General features: G+C 43.6%; 13 protein-coding genes. 1 reads left to right on the top strand and 12 read right to left on the bottom strand.

Going from position 1 to position 16,156, the window contains the following annotated elements; all coding sequences use genetic code 11:
- Nucleotides 1–11 precede the first annotated feature (11 nt).
- From N5O98_RS13235 to dnaN, 9 genes are all read right to left on the bottom strand, one after another.
- Complete coding sequence (locus N5O98_RS13235) at nucleotides 12–2,426, bottom strand: SLBB domain-containing protein (protein WP_171036014.1); 2,415 nt, start codon at nucleotides 2,424–2,426, stop codon at nucleotides 12–14.
- Complete coding sequence (locus N5O98_RS13240; protein WP_004325374.1) at nucleotides 2,404–3,000, bottom strand: UpxY family transcription antiterminator; 597 nt, start codon at nucleotides 2,998–3,000, stop codon at nucleotides 2,404–2,406. Before N5O98_RS13240 ends, N5O98_RS13235 begins: the two co-directional genes overlap by 23 nt.
- 356 nt (nucleotides 3,001–3,356) lie before the next feature.
- The gene (locus tag N5O98_RS13245; protein ID WP_004321252.1) at nucleotides 3,357–4,301 is read right to left on the bottom strand and encodes a tyrosine-type recombinase/integrase; all 945 of its coding nucleotides are present in this window, start codon (nucleotides 4,299–4,301) and stop codon (nucleotides 3,357–3,359) included.
- A 359-nt stretch (nucleotides 4,302–4,660) separates the two neighbouring features.
- Nucleotides 4,661–6,367: a serine protease gene (locus N5O98_RS13250; protein WP_022199384.1), complete on the bottom strand. Its 1,707-nt coding sequence runs from the start codon at nucleotides 6,365–6,367 to the stop codon at nucleotides 4,661–4,663.
- Between the two features lies 1 nt (nucleotide 6,368).
- Complete coding sequence (rlmB, locus tag N5O98_RS13255) at nucleotides 6,369–7,112, bottom strand: 23S rRNA (guanosine(2251)-2'-O)-methyltransferase RlmB (protein WP_004297025.1); 744 nt, start codon at nucleotides 7,110–7,112, stop codon at nucleotides 6,369–6,371.
- Nucleotides 7,113–7,153: 41 nt separating this feature from the next.
- Nucleotides 7,154–8,815 (bottom strand): DNA repair protein RecN, encoded by a 1,662-nt coding sequence (gene recN, locus N5O98_RS13260; protein ID WP_022199383.1) that lies wholly within the window; start codon nucleotides 8,813–8,815, stop codon nucleotides 7,154–7,156.
- 26 nt (nucleotides 8,816–8,841) lie between these two features.
- The gene (gene coaBC / locus N5O98_RS13265) at nucleotides 8,842–10,050 is read right to left on the bottom strand and encodes a bifunctional phosphopantothenoylcysteine decarboxylase/phosphopantothenate--cysteine ligase CoaBC (RefSeq protein ID WP_118161533.1); all 1,209 of its coding nucleotides are present in this window, start codon (nucleotides 10,048–10,050) and stop codon (nucleotides 8,842–8,844) included.
- Nucleotides 10,050–10,829: a 3'-5' exonuclease gene (locus tag N5O98_RS13270; RefSeq protein ID WP_004297028.1), complete on the bottom strand. Its 780-nt coding sequence runs from the start codon at nucleotides 10,827–10,829 to the stop codon at nucleotides 10,050–10,052. Before N5O98_RS13270 ends, coaBC begins: the two co-directional genes overlap by 1 nt.
- Nucleotides 10,830–10,931: 102 nt before the next feature.
- Nucleotides 10,932–12,056, bottom strand: coding sequence for a DNA polymerase III subunit beta (dnaN, locus tag N5O98_RS13275; RefSeq protein ID WP_004297029.1), 1,125 nt, complete (start codon nucleotides 12,054–12,056; stop codon nucleotides 10,932–10,934).
- 153 nt (nucleotides 12,057–12,209) lie between these two features.
- On the opposite strand from dnaN, the gene N5O98_RS13280 reads away from it, so the two are divergent.
- The gene (locus tag N5O98_RS13280) at nucleotides 12,210–12,584 is read left to right on the top strand and encodes a DUF3127 domain-containing protein (protein WP_004311494.1); all 375 of its coding nucleotides are present in this window, start codon (nucleotides 12,210–12,212) and stop codon (nucleotides 12,582–12,584) included.
- Between the two features lie 105 nt (nucleotides 12,585–12,689).
- Here the strand turns inward: N5O98_RS13280 and N5O98_RS13285 are convergent, their stop codons facing one another.
- From N5O98_RS13285 to murB, 3 genes are all read right to left on the bottom strand, one after another.
- Nucleotides 12,690–14,264 carry a DUF3352 domain-containing protein gene (locus tag N5O98_RS13285; protein WP_004311495.1) on the bottom strand — a complete coding sequence of 525 codons (1,575 nt, stop codon included), beginning with the start codon at nucleotides 14,262–14,264 and terminating at the stop codon, nucleotides 12,690–12,692.
- A gap of 83 nt (nucleotides 14,265–14,347) precedes the next feature.
- The gene (locus N5O98_RS13290; protein ID WP_004311496.1) at nucleotides 14,348–15,106 is read right to left on the bottom strand and encodes an MBL fold metallo-hydrolase; all 759 of its coding nucleotides are present in this window, start codon (nucleotides 15,104–15,106) and stop codon (nucleotides 14,348–14,350) included.
- A gap of 10 nt (nucleotides 15,107–15,116) precedes the next feature.
- Nucleotides 15,117–16,109 carry a UDP-N-acetylmuramate dehydrogenase gene (gene murB, locus N5O98_RS13295; RefSeq protein ID WP_004297035.1) on the bottom strand — a complete coding sequence of 331 codons (993 nt, stop codon included), beginning with the start codon at nucleotides 16,107–16,109 and terminating at the stop codon, nucleotides 15,117–15,119.
- Nucleotides 16,110–16,156: the final 47 nt, after the last annotated feature.

The raw sequence follows: 16,156 nt of genomic DNA on the forward strand, positions 1-16,156 counted from the left end.
AAAGGAATTCGTTATTTCTTTATTAAGTTAGCAATAGAAGCAACCATCATTCCCAATGTGCTGAATGTAGTAGCGTACCCTAAAATATTACCCATATTAGTCCTTTTCTTAGCCTTACTAGGCACAATTATCTCACATCCCGGCTCGATCTGTTTCTTACCACTACCTTTCACTTTAGTCACTTGGCCATTCATATAAACTATAAATTTCTTACTCTTCTTTGCATTTTCAGAATAACCACCAGCCTGATTCAGATAATAGTCTATATTCTTTCCTTCCATATAAGAAACCGTATTCGGGACCATTACGGCACCATTGATCGTTACTGTATTATTATTTTTCGGAATAGAAATTACATCACCCACACGCAAGACAATATCTGCTGTACTTCCAGGGTTAGCTAATGCTTTCTCCAAGTCAATACCAACACTAAAGGTATCTTCCACACGAACACCTAATGAGTCCATCATAGCTTCACCCAACTGTCGACTCATCAAGCGGACCACATCACCCATGCGTTTCTTTTCACTCGCATTGGCCACACGAGTCAATTTGGCACCACGTAAGTAGGCATAATTCGTTGCACCTCCAGCTTTATTGATTAAGTCCGAAAGACGTTCTTCACGACTGGTCATTGCATAAGAGCCTCCGAACAGTATTTCACCTTCAACAACCACATTCTGTTGAGCTTGATAACCCGGACTACGACGTACATAAACTTCATCGTAAGGTTGAAGTACAAAGCCAGGGGTTCCATCTACAATAAAGCCTTCTTTTAGGGAGAATGTATATATCTGGCCGATAGTATCGTTATCCACTGTACTACGAGGATTCTTAATTCTACGGGATACATCTACACGAACCACAGAAGCGGCTTCACGCAATCCACCTGCCTGAATGATCAAGTCTTCAAGGGTCATGTTATCCGCATAAGGATAAGAATCAGGTTTGGCTACTTCACCATGGATTACGACGTTGCCCCTGTCTTCCAGGTCATGAATACTAGGAATATAAAGGATATCGTTTTTCATCAGGATGATGTTTTGGGAAGTACCGTCCATGATAGCTTTAATGTCTACAGGAACAACTTCGGTAGTCAAGTCCTCACGCTGGCGGTAGAGAACGGCACGGTTCAAGAAGGCATCACCGGTCAGGCCTTGGGCTTCGTTTACCAGTTCACGGACAGTATTCAGTTTTCCATTCAACTGGTAGATGCCGGGACGATAAACGGCTCCACGGATTTCAAGTTTATTGATGAAACGATTAAGGATGGCTTCGGCGGTCACAACATCACCGTTTCGCATTTTATAGACACTATAGTCAAGGTCTTTGACTGTGTTTACTTCATATTCCTGTCCGTTCTGACGTACGACACGCAAGGAACGGGTGTAGGCGTCGGCTTCAAAGCCACCGGCATAGCTGATAAGAGTGGATAGACTTTCATCCTTTTTCATTTCGAAACGCATCGGGCGTTTCACTTTTCCGTCGATCTTAACCAATACGTCATAGGCGGGGACTATTACTACATCGCCTTCCTGAAGACGAATGTCATCCTGAATGTTTCCTTTCATGATAAATTGGTAGACGTCGATCGTGGCGATATTTTTGCCGTTACGTACCAGCTGCACATTGCGAAGGCTTCCTATGTCACTGACTCCACCCGCACGGTAAAGTGCATGAAAGACTGTGGCAAAAGAAGAGAGGGAGTAAGTACCCGGTTGGACAACCTCACCCATTACATTGATCTGGATAGTACGTATGCTGCCCAAAGTCAGACGGATGTCAGAGGTGGGATCATTCGCATTATTAAGACCATTATATATCTTGTTTAATGTTTTTTTGAGATAGTCATTGGCTTCAGCAATAGTTAGTCCGTTCAGGTTGACAGGACCTATTTTCTGAATGTTGATCGTGCCGTCAGGAGAAATCTGTTGGCGGATAGTGTTCTGGCTGGCTCCCCAGATATCGATAATCACTTCATCACCGGGACCCAGACGATAGTTCAAGGGGGTGGCGATATTGACACTGGGTTCAAAAGTAAGGTTACGGGTGTTGAAAATATTTCGTCCGAAAACCTGGTTCCCAAGTGCGAGGTCTTGAGTGCTCGGGTGGTCTTCCAGCATATCGGAAGTGTTTTCTTTCATTTCCTCACGAAGGCGTGATTCATTGATGTCGGTACCCGTTGCATTGGAAGCATTGACATTGTTTTGCTGCTCATAGAGTTGCTTCACACGAGTTGCCTGTTCTTTGGTCACACCTCTACGTGCCAGTTCAGAAGCTAGTTGTTTCTGTTCTTTACCCTGGCGGATGCCATCCTTGACATATTCAAGAACTTGGGAGTCGCTCATATTTTGAGCCATTAAAGGAGAAAAAACTCCCAGCAACAGAATGAATAGAAATACGTTAAATTTTCTTCGTGTTGTCATTGGTGATCTTTGTGGGTTCTACATAACCGATTGGCATATCTACACAAGCACAGCCAAGCATATTTAAACGAACGGCAATCTTACTCTTCCCGCCTACAGTCACAAGTTCGCCAACAAGTCCACTCAAAGGACCTTTTATGACACGAACTTTCTCACCACGCGCTAGTGGAGTATCATTCATACAGACTGCTTCTTCGGAATAATCGAGCATGAAACGGAAACGGGCCATCTGCTCGTCAGGAATAACGGCAGGAGTACTCTCTCCACGCATCACCATATAACGGCTGACCGTAGAAAATGAAAGGACTTCCATACGTTCTTTTGGATTGACATGTACAAAAACCATCATTGGGAGTAAGACTGTATCAACCATCTTACGACGGTCACTCCATTGATGGATTTGTTGTTGAACGGGAACAAAAGAATCAATTCCCATCTTAGACAAACGCTCGGCAACTTTTTTCTCGTGATGCATTCGAACGAGTGCTACATACCAGCGTTTTGAGTGTGCTACGCCTTCCCCTGTCCCACTACTAGGCCCGGCATTTACTGATTTCGGTTTCGTTAAAATCATATTTTTTTACCCCATGTTCATCCGTTACTTCTTAGGTAACGGACAACACACATATAGAATACACATCGCTGTGAAAAAAGAAAAAAAACGATTATGAGGGAATATAAAAGCGGGCACCTAACATTCAATATAAAACATTCTTGAATTTAGGTAATAAAAAGCCTTTGAGCATGAAGATGTTATCCTTCATGTTCAGATAGATTTATGTTGCATATTTTAGAGAAAAAGGAAAAAAAGAAGTTTATTGTTTGTTTGCTATTAATATTTTTACCTATCTTTGTAGCGAATATAATTCCGTTACCTAAGAAGTAACACCAGCATTAAGTCCCTAATCCATAATGCTTTAATAATATAAATCAGAGCATTTTAAAATTGCAAACGTAAGAATAATTCAATTTATTTACTTTTGTTCTTTCTTCCAATTCGAAACCCTTTAAATATATCTGTGTTGTTTTAATAGATTTGTGTCCTAGTGATTCGCTAATCATTTCGATAGGTACACCTCTGTACTTAGCAGTCGTAGCCCAAGAATGACGAAGCGTATACGACGTGACGGGCGAATGTAGCCTTAATTTTCTGGACAGGCTTTTCAACTCATTATTAAAACGTCTCAAAGCTGACTGATACTCACGATAGGCTCCTTCTTCATTCCGCTTGTACGCTCCGCTTAATATCCGGAAAAGATAATCAGGATAGCCAGAACTCCGGGCGTCAGATTTATTGTACAATCCCCCAATTGCATTCTGCGCTGACTCCAGCACTTCTATACTCATAGGAGTACCGGTCTTGGTACGATTGTACTTCAAAAGCCCCCGCTCCAGATTGGACTTTTCCAAATGGGCTAAATCAGAAAAAGGCATTCCACAAAACTGAAATAACAGATTGGCAATGGCCTGCGTCCGGCGAAGCTTTTCCGATTGAGGATCTTTGTTTAATAGCATGTGAAGTTCGCCGATCGGGATAGCTTTCTTCTGACGTGTGTCCACCCCGGTAAAAACATCCCGGAACAAACCATGTACATAAGGAGCCTGATGCATATCGACACCACGATTGTAGATACTACGCAACATACGCATATACGTAGAAATCGTATTGGGCTTCAAACGGGAAGCCATCAGATAGTTACTATACCTCTTTAGAGTTTCACGGTTTATCTTACTAAACGTGATGGATTGAGTTCCACAAAACTGCGAAAAAGAACGAATAGCGTGTTTATACACATGGGCCGTAGAATAACGACCCTCTTGTCGCAAACAGTCGATGTAATTGTTTGCACAAATAGTAAATCGATTTTTTTCCATAAATTATAACTTATCTCATACGTGTTATTAAAAACGTGCGGAATATAGTAAGATTATAGATAAAATGAACCACGATTTTAAATTTACTTACTGTTTTAGATAGAAATTCGAATTATTTCTAAAAAAAATAAGTGAAGCCATGCAGTATTTTCAATAACCATGCATTTAACTTATAAAAGAGGGGAAAAAGGGAAATCAAACCATATATCATTAAAACCTACAACCTGAACTTAACAAGTGAAGTGGGGAAAAATAAAAAAGAGAGAGAGTTTTTTATACAACGTCCCCAAAAACGAGGAATCCCTGCCAATTTTCGAGTTGGCAGGGATTCATTTTTTATCTTCAAGAAGATAATCTTTTTACTTGCAGTATTTGGTTATCAATTCATCTGCGTTCGGATCACCCAATTCTTTCGCTTTCTTAAAGTTGCCGCAAGCTTCATCTGTCTTCTTCAGCTGTATCTGGCAAAGTCCCAATAAACGGTAAGCCTCACCATATTTAGGATCAGTCCTCAATATATTATTTAAAATCTGAATGGCTTCTTCATACCGTCCTACACGGAGGTTTACAACTGCATGCTCTGCCTGGTAGGTGAGGTCTGTCGGATTCATCTCGATGGCCTTGGCAATATCGTCTAAAGCGCGTTGAAACTGACGTGCTTTCAAAGCTGCCTGTTCGCGATAATAATAGAACACGTCGTTCACTTCTCCCTTGACTGCCGTATGGTAAGCATCATAATCGAGCATTGCATTTCGCGCCTGATCGGCATTCATATTCATCTGCGCACGTTCCAACAAATATGGAGCAAAGTCGGCCGTAATCGGTTGCGGGCAACGGGTAATACAGCTATCCATTAAGGCTACCACTTCTTTCGGTTCCCCTTTCAGCAGTTCTTTCGTCTTGGCAGCACTAAAGAAAGTGGCCGGAGAAGCAATATTGCTGGTATTTACCTTTTCATAAGCAGCCAAAGCACCGGCATAGTCTTGTTGGGCAAACAGTATATCGCCTTCCATTTGAATGTAAATTGGCAGCGGATCAATAGCGATTGCCTGACGGACATTCTTCAAAGCGGTGTCATACGTCCAGTCTTTATAAGTTTTCTCCGGCTTCGATAATTGATAAGCATACATTAGCTTACCTATATTATAATATACATCATCTTTCTTCTGGGCTACTTTCAGAGCTTGATTAAAGTCGGCAACGGCTTTATCATACCAGGTCTGATCGTCTTTACCTTTAGATGCATAATAATTGGCACGACGGAGATAACCATCTGCATTGGCAGGGAACTGGCGAATGAAGTCATCCAACAGCTTTTCATAGTCCTCGCCCGAGAGGCTCGAAGAGGCCATGAACAGATATACTAATGCCTGATCTTCCGTTTCAGGTAAACCTTTCCGGATACCAATGCTTTTCAAGGCAGCGTCTCCCAAAGAAAGAGCACTGATTTTCTGCGACATGGCAAAAGCTGCTCCCGCCGCATAACAAGTAGTCACCGTATCGATACCGGATGATTTCTGCGCAATACCAAATACCTGACCTTCCGCATTCATCACCGGACAGCTCACCATCTTATCTTTCATATGCATGCTCAATGTATAATAATGGTATTCTCCGGCTACTTTGGAAACATCTTTCACCTTACCAGTAACGCAAGCGATACTTTTTTGTGTAGAATAAGGAAGCATCCACGCATCGGCTCCTGTCGCCGGGGCTGTTTTAGCAACGACCAGCGCAGGCACTTTCTTCTCGGTGATAGCCACACGAAACTTAATGACATCATACATGTCATTCGCTCCAAGTATTAGGCTGACCGGCATCTGCTTGCCTTCGGAAGTAATCACTACCGCACGTTCAGCTCCTTTAAAAAGAGTATAATCTGATAAAGCCAATCCGTCTTCGGATACAAAGAATCCGTTTCCCGTATTCAGCATTTTATCATTCTTGTCATAAGTCACTATTGAGAAGACTGCACGTTTTGCCTTCTCTACCCATTTTGGGGTTTGTGCCATGCTTCCTTGTACCAGGAAGAAAAGCAGCAAAGGTAGAATTAAAATCTTCTTCATATCAGTCATTGTTTCTTTGTTTCACAGCTTCGTAAATCAGGATACCGGCAGCTACAGAGACATTCAGGGATTCGATAGTGCCCAGCATCGGAATTTTCACCCATTCATCACAGAGGGCAAGGTTTTCATAAGAAACTCCTGTATCCTCAGCTCCCATTATGATGCAGAGGGGACCTGTATAATCGGCCTTGGTATAGTCATAATCTCCTTTTTCGGTAGCAGCCACAATGCGGAAACCACTATCTTTCAGATATTGCAGAGTCGAACGGAGGTTCTGTTCACGGCATACCGGAAGAGTATGTAGCGCTCCTGCCGATGTTTTTACGGCATCAGCATTGACCGACGCACTACCCCGGACAGGAATAATCACGGCATCGACAGCCGCACATTCGCAGGTACGTGCAATCGCCCCGAAATTGCGTACATCGGTCACTCCGTCGAGCATAACAAAAAACGGATTTTTTCCTTGCTCAAACAAGAAAGGAACAAGATCCTCCGCTTTCTGATAAGTCACAGAAGAAATGAAGGCGATCACTCCTTGATGATTTTTCCGGGTAATACGGTTGATACGCTCTACCGGAACACGCTGAACAGGTATCAGCGTACCTTTCAAAGCTGCAAAAAGCTCCTTGGAAAGATCACTTTGAATATCTTTCTTCACGAGGATCTTATCTATCTCTTTTCCAGCCTGAAGGGCTTCTATCACGGCACGAACGCCGAAAATCATTTCACTTTTATCTAACATCTGGTTGATTTACTATTTTACTATTTACTATTCACTATTTATCAGTTGCGGGCAAGCAGGGATTTGGCATTGCTAAGGGCAGCTTCGGTGAGAGTGGCACCACTAAGCATGTGAGCTATTTCCTCTACCCGTTCTTCGTCAGTGAGACGGCGGATATGGCTGTTGGTTTCCGTATCGCTATCTTTCTTGTATACCTTATAATGAGCACGCCCACGGGCAGCAATCTGCGGCAGGTGGGTGATACTGATTACCTGACGGTTGCGGTCGCCCATCTCCTGCATCATGTCCGCCATACGGTCGGCTATTTCACCGGAGACTCCGGTATCTATTTCATCAAATACGATAGTCGGCAGCTTGACGGCTCCGGCAATCATCGCCTTGATAGAAAGCATGACACGAGCGATTTCACCTCCTGAAGCTACGGAAGAGATATTCTGCAAGGTGCCGTTCTTATTGGCGGAAAACAGGAAGTTGACTGTATCTTCTCCTTGCAATCCCGGCTCTTTCTTCAGTCCCATTTCTATCTGGAAACGAACATTCGGCATTCCTAATGGAATCAACCGGACAGCCAGCTGTTTTTCTACTTCACGAGCAGCTTTCGTACGGGCTTTGGTCAGCACTTCTGCCTGTTGTTTCACTTGTTTATATTGTTCCTCTTTGCGAGCAGTCAGTTCGGCGATACGCTCATCATAGGAAGTGATGTCCGACAATTTGCTGCGGTATTCATCCGTTAGCGCTATCAATTCATCAAGGGTTTGTACCCGATGTTTCTGCTGTAAGGAATAAATCAGATTCAACCGTTCATTCACTTCGTCCAGACGAACCGGATTGAATTCAACGGAGTCACTTTGTAAAGAGACTTCGTGCGAAATATCTTTCAGTTCGATATAAGCGCTCTCCATACGTTCGGTAAGTTCCTTGGCCGGCTGATATACTCTTTGCAGATTATTCAGTGTATTCAGACTGTCTTTCAGATAAGAAAGCAAGCCACCTTCATCCGAAGCAAACGACTGCTCCACCCGGTAAAGTCCGGCTTTTATCTCTTCTGCATGACTTAATGTTTCAGCTTCCTGCTCCAGTTCTTCCTGTTCGCCTTCCACCAAACAGGCTTCTTCGAGCTGTTCGAGTTGGAAGCGGATATAATCTTCATCGGAGCGACTTTTCTCTGCCAGTGACACTAATTCAGCGAGTTCGCGATCTGTCTGTTTCCATTCGTCATAACACAGACGATATTTCGCCAATGCAGCGTCATTATGTGCCAGAATATCAAGCACATTCAACTGAAATCCTTCTTTATTAAGCAGCAGATTCTGATGTTGCGAATGTACATCTATCAGCTGTTCGCCCAGCTCTTTCACTTGTGCCAACGAAGCAGGAGTATCGTTGATGAATGCCCGGCTCTTACCGGAAGACTGCACTTCACGACGCAAAATGCACTCTTCATCATATTCCAACTCGTTTTCTTCGAAAAACGGACGCATACCATAGGCAGATATATCGAAACGTGCCTCTATGATACATTTGGAAGCTCCGTGGCGAATCGCTTTCACATCGGCACGCTGTCCTAACAGGAGTCCGATAGCTCCCAGAATAATTGATTTTCCGGCTCCCGTTTCACCTGTTATAACGGAAAAGCCTGTTTCAAAACTGATATCCAGTTTTTCTATCAATGCGTAATTCTGAATGTATAGTGAACGTAACACCTTCTATTTTAATTAAAGATTAAAAATTAAAAACCGGAAGACAGAGTGGCTACCAGACGGTCGATGATGTCTTGGGCTACTTCCGTCTTCGGCTTCAGAGGATAGTCTGTACGACCTTTCCTGTCGATGATACTTATTTTATTGGTATCATGGCGAAAACCGGCTCCAGCATCATTCAACGAATTGAGCACAATAAAGTCGAAGTTTTTGCGTTCGAGCTTTCCTTCGGCATTCTGCTGCTCATTATTGGTTTCGAGGGCAAAGCCAACCAATAACTGATTTTTCCCTTTCAGTGCTCCTAAATTGGCAGCGATGTCTTGTGTTGCCTGAAGATGGAGGGTTAGTTCCTCTTCTTTCTCCCGCTTAATCTTCTTGTCGGCCACTGTTTCCGGACGGTAGTCGGCTACTGCCGCGCAAAGAATACCTGCATCAGCATCTGGAAAATAGATCTGTGAAGCCGCATACATTTCTTCTGCTGATTCCACATCTACACGCTGGATACGGGAATGTTTCGTTTTGAGCTGCACAGGACCTGTTATCAATGTCACCTGTGCTCCACGACGGGCACATTCTTCTGCCAATGCGAATCCCATCTTTCCGGAAGAATAATTGCCTATGAAACGCACCGGATCAATCTTCTCGTAAGTCGGTCCGGCTGTAATCATCACTTTCTTCCCGGATAGTTCGTCACTCGAAGCAAAGAATTCATCCAATACCCGGATGATGTTTTCCGGCTCTTCCATACGTCCCTTTCCTACCAAGTGGCTGGCTAATTCTCCTGTTCCCGGCTCGATAATGTGATTACCGTAGGAACGCAGTATATCCAGATTTTTCTGGGTGGCGGGATGGGCAAACATATCGAGGTCCATTGCCGGAGCAACAAACACGGGAGCTTTTGCCGAAAGATAAGTTGTTATGAGCATATTGTCGGCTATTCCATTGGCCATTTTACCGATAGTAGAGGCAGTGGCAGGTGCAATCAATACAGCATCCGCCCACAATCCGAGATCGACGTGGCTATTCCACGTTCCGTCACGCTGGGCAAAAAACTCACTGATGACCGGTTTGCTGGTCAAAGCCGAAAGAGTGATGGGAGTAATAAATTCTTTTCCCGCCGGAGTAATTACGACTTGCACTTCCGCTCCCTGTTTTATCAGTCCGCGAATGATATAGCACGCCTTGTACGCGGCAATACTGCCGGTAATTCCAAGAATTATTTTTTTTCCTTTTAGCATTATTTTGTAATCAAATTACTCATTTCACGCAAACGGATTTTTGTCAATGCCGCCTTAGTGTTCAACGTGAAATCACTATTCAAAATCCAACTGTAATATCCGGGATCTTTCTTCAAAACCTCGGCTACAGACATTCCTTTATATTTTCCGAAGTTGAACACTTCCACCCCATTATCATCGTACACCATGCGTCCGGCAAAGTCTACATTCTTGCTGAAACTTGAATAATCTGCCAGGAACGCAATATCATTCTGAAGATCGGAGTAACGGTCGAGCTGTGCTTTCAGCACTTCGTAAGTGGCCCGTGTATCTGCTTCGGCAGTGTGTGCATCTTCCAGATTCTTGTCGCAATAGAATTTATAGGCAGCAGACAGGGTGCGTTGTTCCATTTTGTGGAAGATCACCTGTACGTCTACAAATTTGCGTTTCGTCATATCAATGTCCACTCCGGCGCGAAGGAACTCTTCGGCAAGGACAGGAATATCAAAACGATTGGAATTAAATCCTGCCAAATCGCAACCTTCAATGTCCCTGGCTATGTTTTTCGCCACTTCTTTGAAAGTAGGGCAATCGACTACGTCGGCATCATAAATGCCATGTATAGCAGAAGATGCTTCCGGGATATGCATTTCAGGATTGATACGTAATGTTTTTGCTTCTTCATTTCCATTCGGATATACTTTCAGATAGCAGATTTCAACAATTCGGTCTGTGTTGATATTGGTTCCGGTTGTTTCTAAATCAAAAAAAACAATGGGATTTTTCAGGTTTAATTTCATTTCTAATTATTTTTTCCACCACAGAGTAACACAGAGTTCCACAGAGTGTTTTTATGTATTTATTGCTCTGTAGAACTCTGTGTTATTTTGCGGTGATTACTATTAATCATTTAGCATCATCGGCATCAGCAGCATCAGCAGGTCTTCGTTTTCTTCCTGCTCTACCGGGATGATTACTCCGGCACGTGAAGGATCTGCGAGTTCGATGACTACTTCGTCTGCTGAAATATTGTTCAGGATATCGATGAGGAATGTCGATTTGAAACCGATGCTCATTGCTGCACCTGCATACTGGCAAACTTGTGTTTCTTCGGCAGAAGTAGAGAAGTCAATATCTTGTGCGGAAATCACAATCTGGTTTTCCTGCATACGGAGTTTAATCAAACTGCTTGCCTGCGACGAGAAAATAGACACACGACGCAAAGCTCCTACCAACTGTTGACGGTCTACGGTCACTTTGTGCGGGTTGTTCTGCGGAATTACCGAGTTGTAGTTCGGGTAACGTCCTTCAATCAGGCGGCAAACCATCCGGTAGCTTTCGAGCATGAATACAGCATTGCGTTCATCGAATTCGATCGTCACTGTGCCTTGTTCTTTCGGCAAAAGATTCTTAAGCAAAGTAGCCGGTTTCTTTGGAAGGATGAAGGCTGCACGCTCGTTACCTTTAGCTGCCAATGTCTTGCAACGCACCAGTTTATGACCGTCTGAAGCAACCATTGTGATGTCTTCTGTGGTAATATCGAAATAAATACCGTTCATCACCGGACGAAGTTCGTCATCGGCAGTAGCAAATACCGAACGGTTGATGCCTCCCAGAAGTACACTTGCCTCCATTTCTACACGGACTGCATTATCACCCAGTGTAGCCGATTGCGGGAATTCATCCGCATTCTGCCCCATCAGGCTGTATTTTCCGTTCTGGTACTGCACTGTTATTTCATAATTATCCGGATTGATTTCAAATGTAAGTGGTTGTTCCGGGATTTCTTTCAGTGCATCAAGCAATGTTTTCGCTACTACGGCAAAACGCCCGTTTGTATCGCTTTCATTCACTTCTACAGTAGTCACCATCGTTGTTTCACTGTCGGATACAGTCACAGACAATGTTCCGTCTTCCAATTCGAAGAGGAAACAATCGAGAATTGGCAGCGCATTTTTTGAATTAATCACACGGCTGATGGCCTGTAAATGGCTGGAAAGAGCAGTACTTGAAACGATAAATTTCATATATTTTCGTGTATTTAAGTTTTAAATGTTCTATCGCACAAAGTTACGAAAAAAGATTTGGGCTGCCCAATAAAACAAAAGAAAAAAACAGGCATTGTGTGAGGGATATTACTAAAAAATTGTAACTTCGCCCCAGAATTTAAAATTATCGCAATGGAATTTACAGGAAAAATCATCGCTATCCTCCCCCCGAGAGGCGGAGTTTCAAAAACTAGCGGCAACGAGTGGAAATCACAAGAGTACGTTATCGAAAACCACGACCAATATCCGCGCAAGATGTGCTTCGACGTATTTGGCGCAGACAAAATTGAGCAGTTCAACATTCAAATGGGCGAAGAACTAACTGTATCATTCGACGTTGACGCCCGTCAGTGGAACGATCGTTGGTTCAATAGTATCCGTGCATGGAAAGTAGAACGTGTTGGTGCAGGTGCTCCGATGGCTTCCGGTTCTCCCGTTCCTCCCCCACCTCCGTCAGCTATGCCGGAATTTACTCCGGGGGATGCCAAAGACGATCTGCCATTTTAAACCGAAAGCCATTCGCCGGACGAATAAGCATAAAAAACTCCCGATAGGATTAAATTCTGTCGGGAGTTTTTTTTAGAAAAACGATTGTAAACAAACGGTCATTTTTTATTCTGATTTATATTTCAAAACAATGTTAGGATATACCACTCCGTCTGTACAGGCAAACTGAACAAAGAGGGTGAAATTATGGAAAAAATCGGCGTTACGCAGAAAAAAATCCGGTACAAAACGAACGTGGTTTTCTGATTGCCGAAATATGTGGTCAAAATCCGCCATCAACATAAAGTGGTATGAATCAGACAAGTGATCCATGCCTGCCTGATAGGCCATTACTCCATTAAGCACTTCGCCTTTATCCAGTTGGCGAATATATTGTGACAGAGCATTCTCATCAGGAGCAAGCAACAAACGCCCGTCATAGAACGCCGCATACACATCCAAAGTGGCCTCCACAAAACTGGTCAGTTGTTTAAACAATGTTGTTTGAGGCAACCGATAGACCAAGTATGCCTTATTTACAGTATAACCAAAAGTAATACGGGGAGTTTTTCTTCCTTCATCTGCCGAAGCAGTATTGACAAGGGTACGAAGCATCCTTTCAGCTTCCGTCACATCTGCCACAGACAGGCTCAAGACTGCCGCTGCATCCTGCAACGTATCTTCACGCTGGAAGAGACAGGCAACCAGGTCTTGCCCGGCATTTTCCATCAGATAGCGGGAAAATTCCTTATCTCTATTCTGCACTTCACTCGTGCGGACTGCCCCGTTCTGCTCCTGCGCATTTCCATAAGAAAGTAAAGACGCCCAGTCCGTAATCCCCTGTCTGCTAAAATAGAAAGCAGTGGAGGGCAGTGCTTCACCCGGGAAGCCTTTGACTGATTGCTGCTGGCGAAGTTGTTTTATAAATGCAAAACAAGTGTCTGCATCATGAGTGATGCCGGAGAAATAGATAAAATCATCTTTCATCTTCATGTCAAATTCCGTCCATCCCATCATCCCTTTCATACGGGCATAGATTGTGGCGGTCGCTGCACTTTTTTTTGGAGCACGCACTCCTGTAAAGGTAGGATCATCTGCCAATGATTTACCACTCTTATATGCATCAATAACGTTTTCAATCAGTTTTTTCTGAAAACTTAATGCCATAAAATCAGACGTCAGATAGCAGGCTAGAAAATCACCATCTGCCATCGGGTAAATGATTATTTCCTCTCCTTTGTAAACAAACGTTTTCGGTGGATAAAGCGAAGATATATATTTACGCACAAACCTGTTTACCAATTCCTTATCCCCATTTCCCAATCTGCAATAAAGTACCTGGTTCCGTTCGTTATCCGGTTCGTGGAAACTAATCAGCATCTGATTCATTTGCCGACTCAAGCCATGGGGAGTATCTTCCGAGAGGGCATAAAGGCTTTGTTTCAGATAAGAAAAAAGTTTGGACACATAAATATATTGCTGATTTTTACTACAAGTCAGATCATCGACCTCCGCTACAAACTCGAGCACATCATCGGTAACAAATACGGCTGAAGTGGTGGATGGAACCAGTTCATAAAGATCAAAATCTTTCTGCCCTTCGGCCGCCGACAGTCTAAAAAAAGAGTACAATGCGAAACCTGAGCACAAAAGTACAACAGAAGACGTGATCGCTATTTTCACTATCGTACGAAGTTTCATAATATTCGCTGTTTATCGGCTAGGTGCAAAAATAATAATTTCTACAAAGAAAACAAAACTTTTGCTAAAAATTTCACCGATAATCAAAGATAGATATCCAATCCGTCGAATGCCAGGTGAATATTTTCCGGAAGGCTCTTTTCAACCTCCGCATGCAAGCCCATATCATGACTCATGTGTATAAAGTACGTCTTCTTTGCCTGAATGCGCTGCGCCACTGCCAAGGCTTCTTCCAAATTCTGATGAGTAGGATGCGTGGCAATCCGAAGTGCATTCACTACCAAAACATCTATTCCCGCCAATTGTTCATAGGATTCTTCGGGCATGGTCAGCATATCAGTGATATAACCTAATTGCCCGATACGATATCCCAGAATAGGCAATCGGCCATGCATCACACGTAAAGGAAGCACCTCCGTGTGGTTAACTGAAAAAGCCTGTCCCACCGAGATTTCCTGCAAAGGAATGTCGGGAACTCCCGGATAACGATGGTCAACAAAACAATAGGGCATACGCAAGCGCAAGCCTTGTGCCACATAATTTTCCGCATAAATAGGCACTGAACCAAACCGGCAAAACGGACGCAAATCGTCCAACCCACCCACATGGTCATAATGTTCATGCGTAATGAGCACACCATCTATCTTCTCAAAAGGAAGACGCAATACCTGTGTCCGGAAATCCGGACCGCAATCTATCAAAATTCGCGCATCATCTGTCTCAACAATAGCAGATGCACGCAATCGGTTATCTTTCGGATCGGTAGAAGTACAAACCGGACATGTACAGCCGATTTGGGGTACTCCCGTCGATGTTCCACTTCCAATGATTCTTACTTTCACTTGTTACTTCTCAATTTATTAAGTTAACTTCCGGGTGGATATCAATGCCAAACTTCTCATGAACAGAGGCTCGGACTGCATCTGAAAGCGCAAGAATATCGCTACCTTTTGCTCCACCAAGATTCACTAACACCAGCGCTTGTTTATCATGTACGGCAGCCGGACCTAAGGCCTTACCTTTCCAGCCGCATTGGTCGATCATCCATCCTGCCGGAATTTTCACCCGATCTTCTGCCAGCTCATAGTAAGGTATCCGGGGATATTCCTGCTGCAGGGCTTCCAGTTTTTCTTTCGGCACAATGGGATTCATAAAGAAGCTGCCGGCATTTCCCATTACCTTCGGGTCGGGCAACTTGCTCTCACGAATATCAATTATCACTTTCCGTACAACAGAAAGCGTCAATGCCGGATATTTTTCAAGCTCCTGACGAATGGTTCCATAATCTAACGTATAATGTTCTTTTTTACTAAGTCGGAAACGGACATAGGTGACAAAAGCCGACTTGTTTTCCGGGCGTTTAAAGATACTGTTGCGGTAGGTATATCCACACTCTTCCACCGAATAAACGCGTTCTTCAGCTTGAATGTTCACCGTTTCCACAGCTGTTATCAGATCTTTCACTTCAACGCCATAAGCTCCGATGTTCTGTACCGCGCTCGCTCCGACCTCACCGGGGATGAGCGACAGGTTCTCCGTTCCATACCATCCATGTTCTACGCAATATGCAACGAAGTCATCCCATACTACTCCCGCTCCCACTCGTACCGACACAGAGTGTTCATCTTCCTCCGTCACTTCGATTCCTTCAATGCGGGAATGGAGTATCAACCCGTCGTAATCTTTGGTAAACAGCAGGTTACTGCCGCCACCAATATGCAAAAAAGGTGTCACAATGGCACCTTGCACAATCAGCTTCTTCAGTTCTTCAACCGAAGAATATTCTAAAAAACGAGCGGCACTGACATCGATGCCGAATGTATTGTAGGGCAAAAGAGAATACATATATTTTTAGTTATAAGTTATACTGTTATAGTGCATCTTAACCTGTA

Source organism: Bacteroides sp. LFL-34 (genome assembly GCF_027257075.1).
GTDB classification, from domain to species: domain Bacteria; phylum Bacteroidota; class Bacteroidia; order Bacteroidales; family Bacteroidaceae; genus Bacteroides; species Bacteroides ovatus.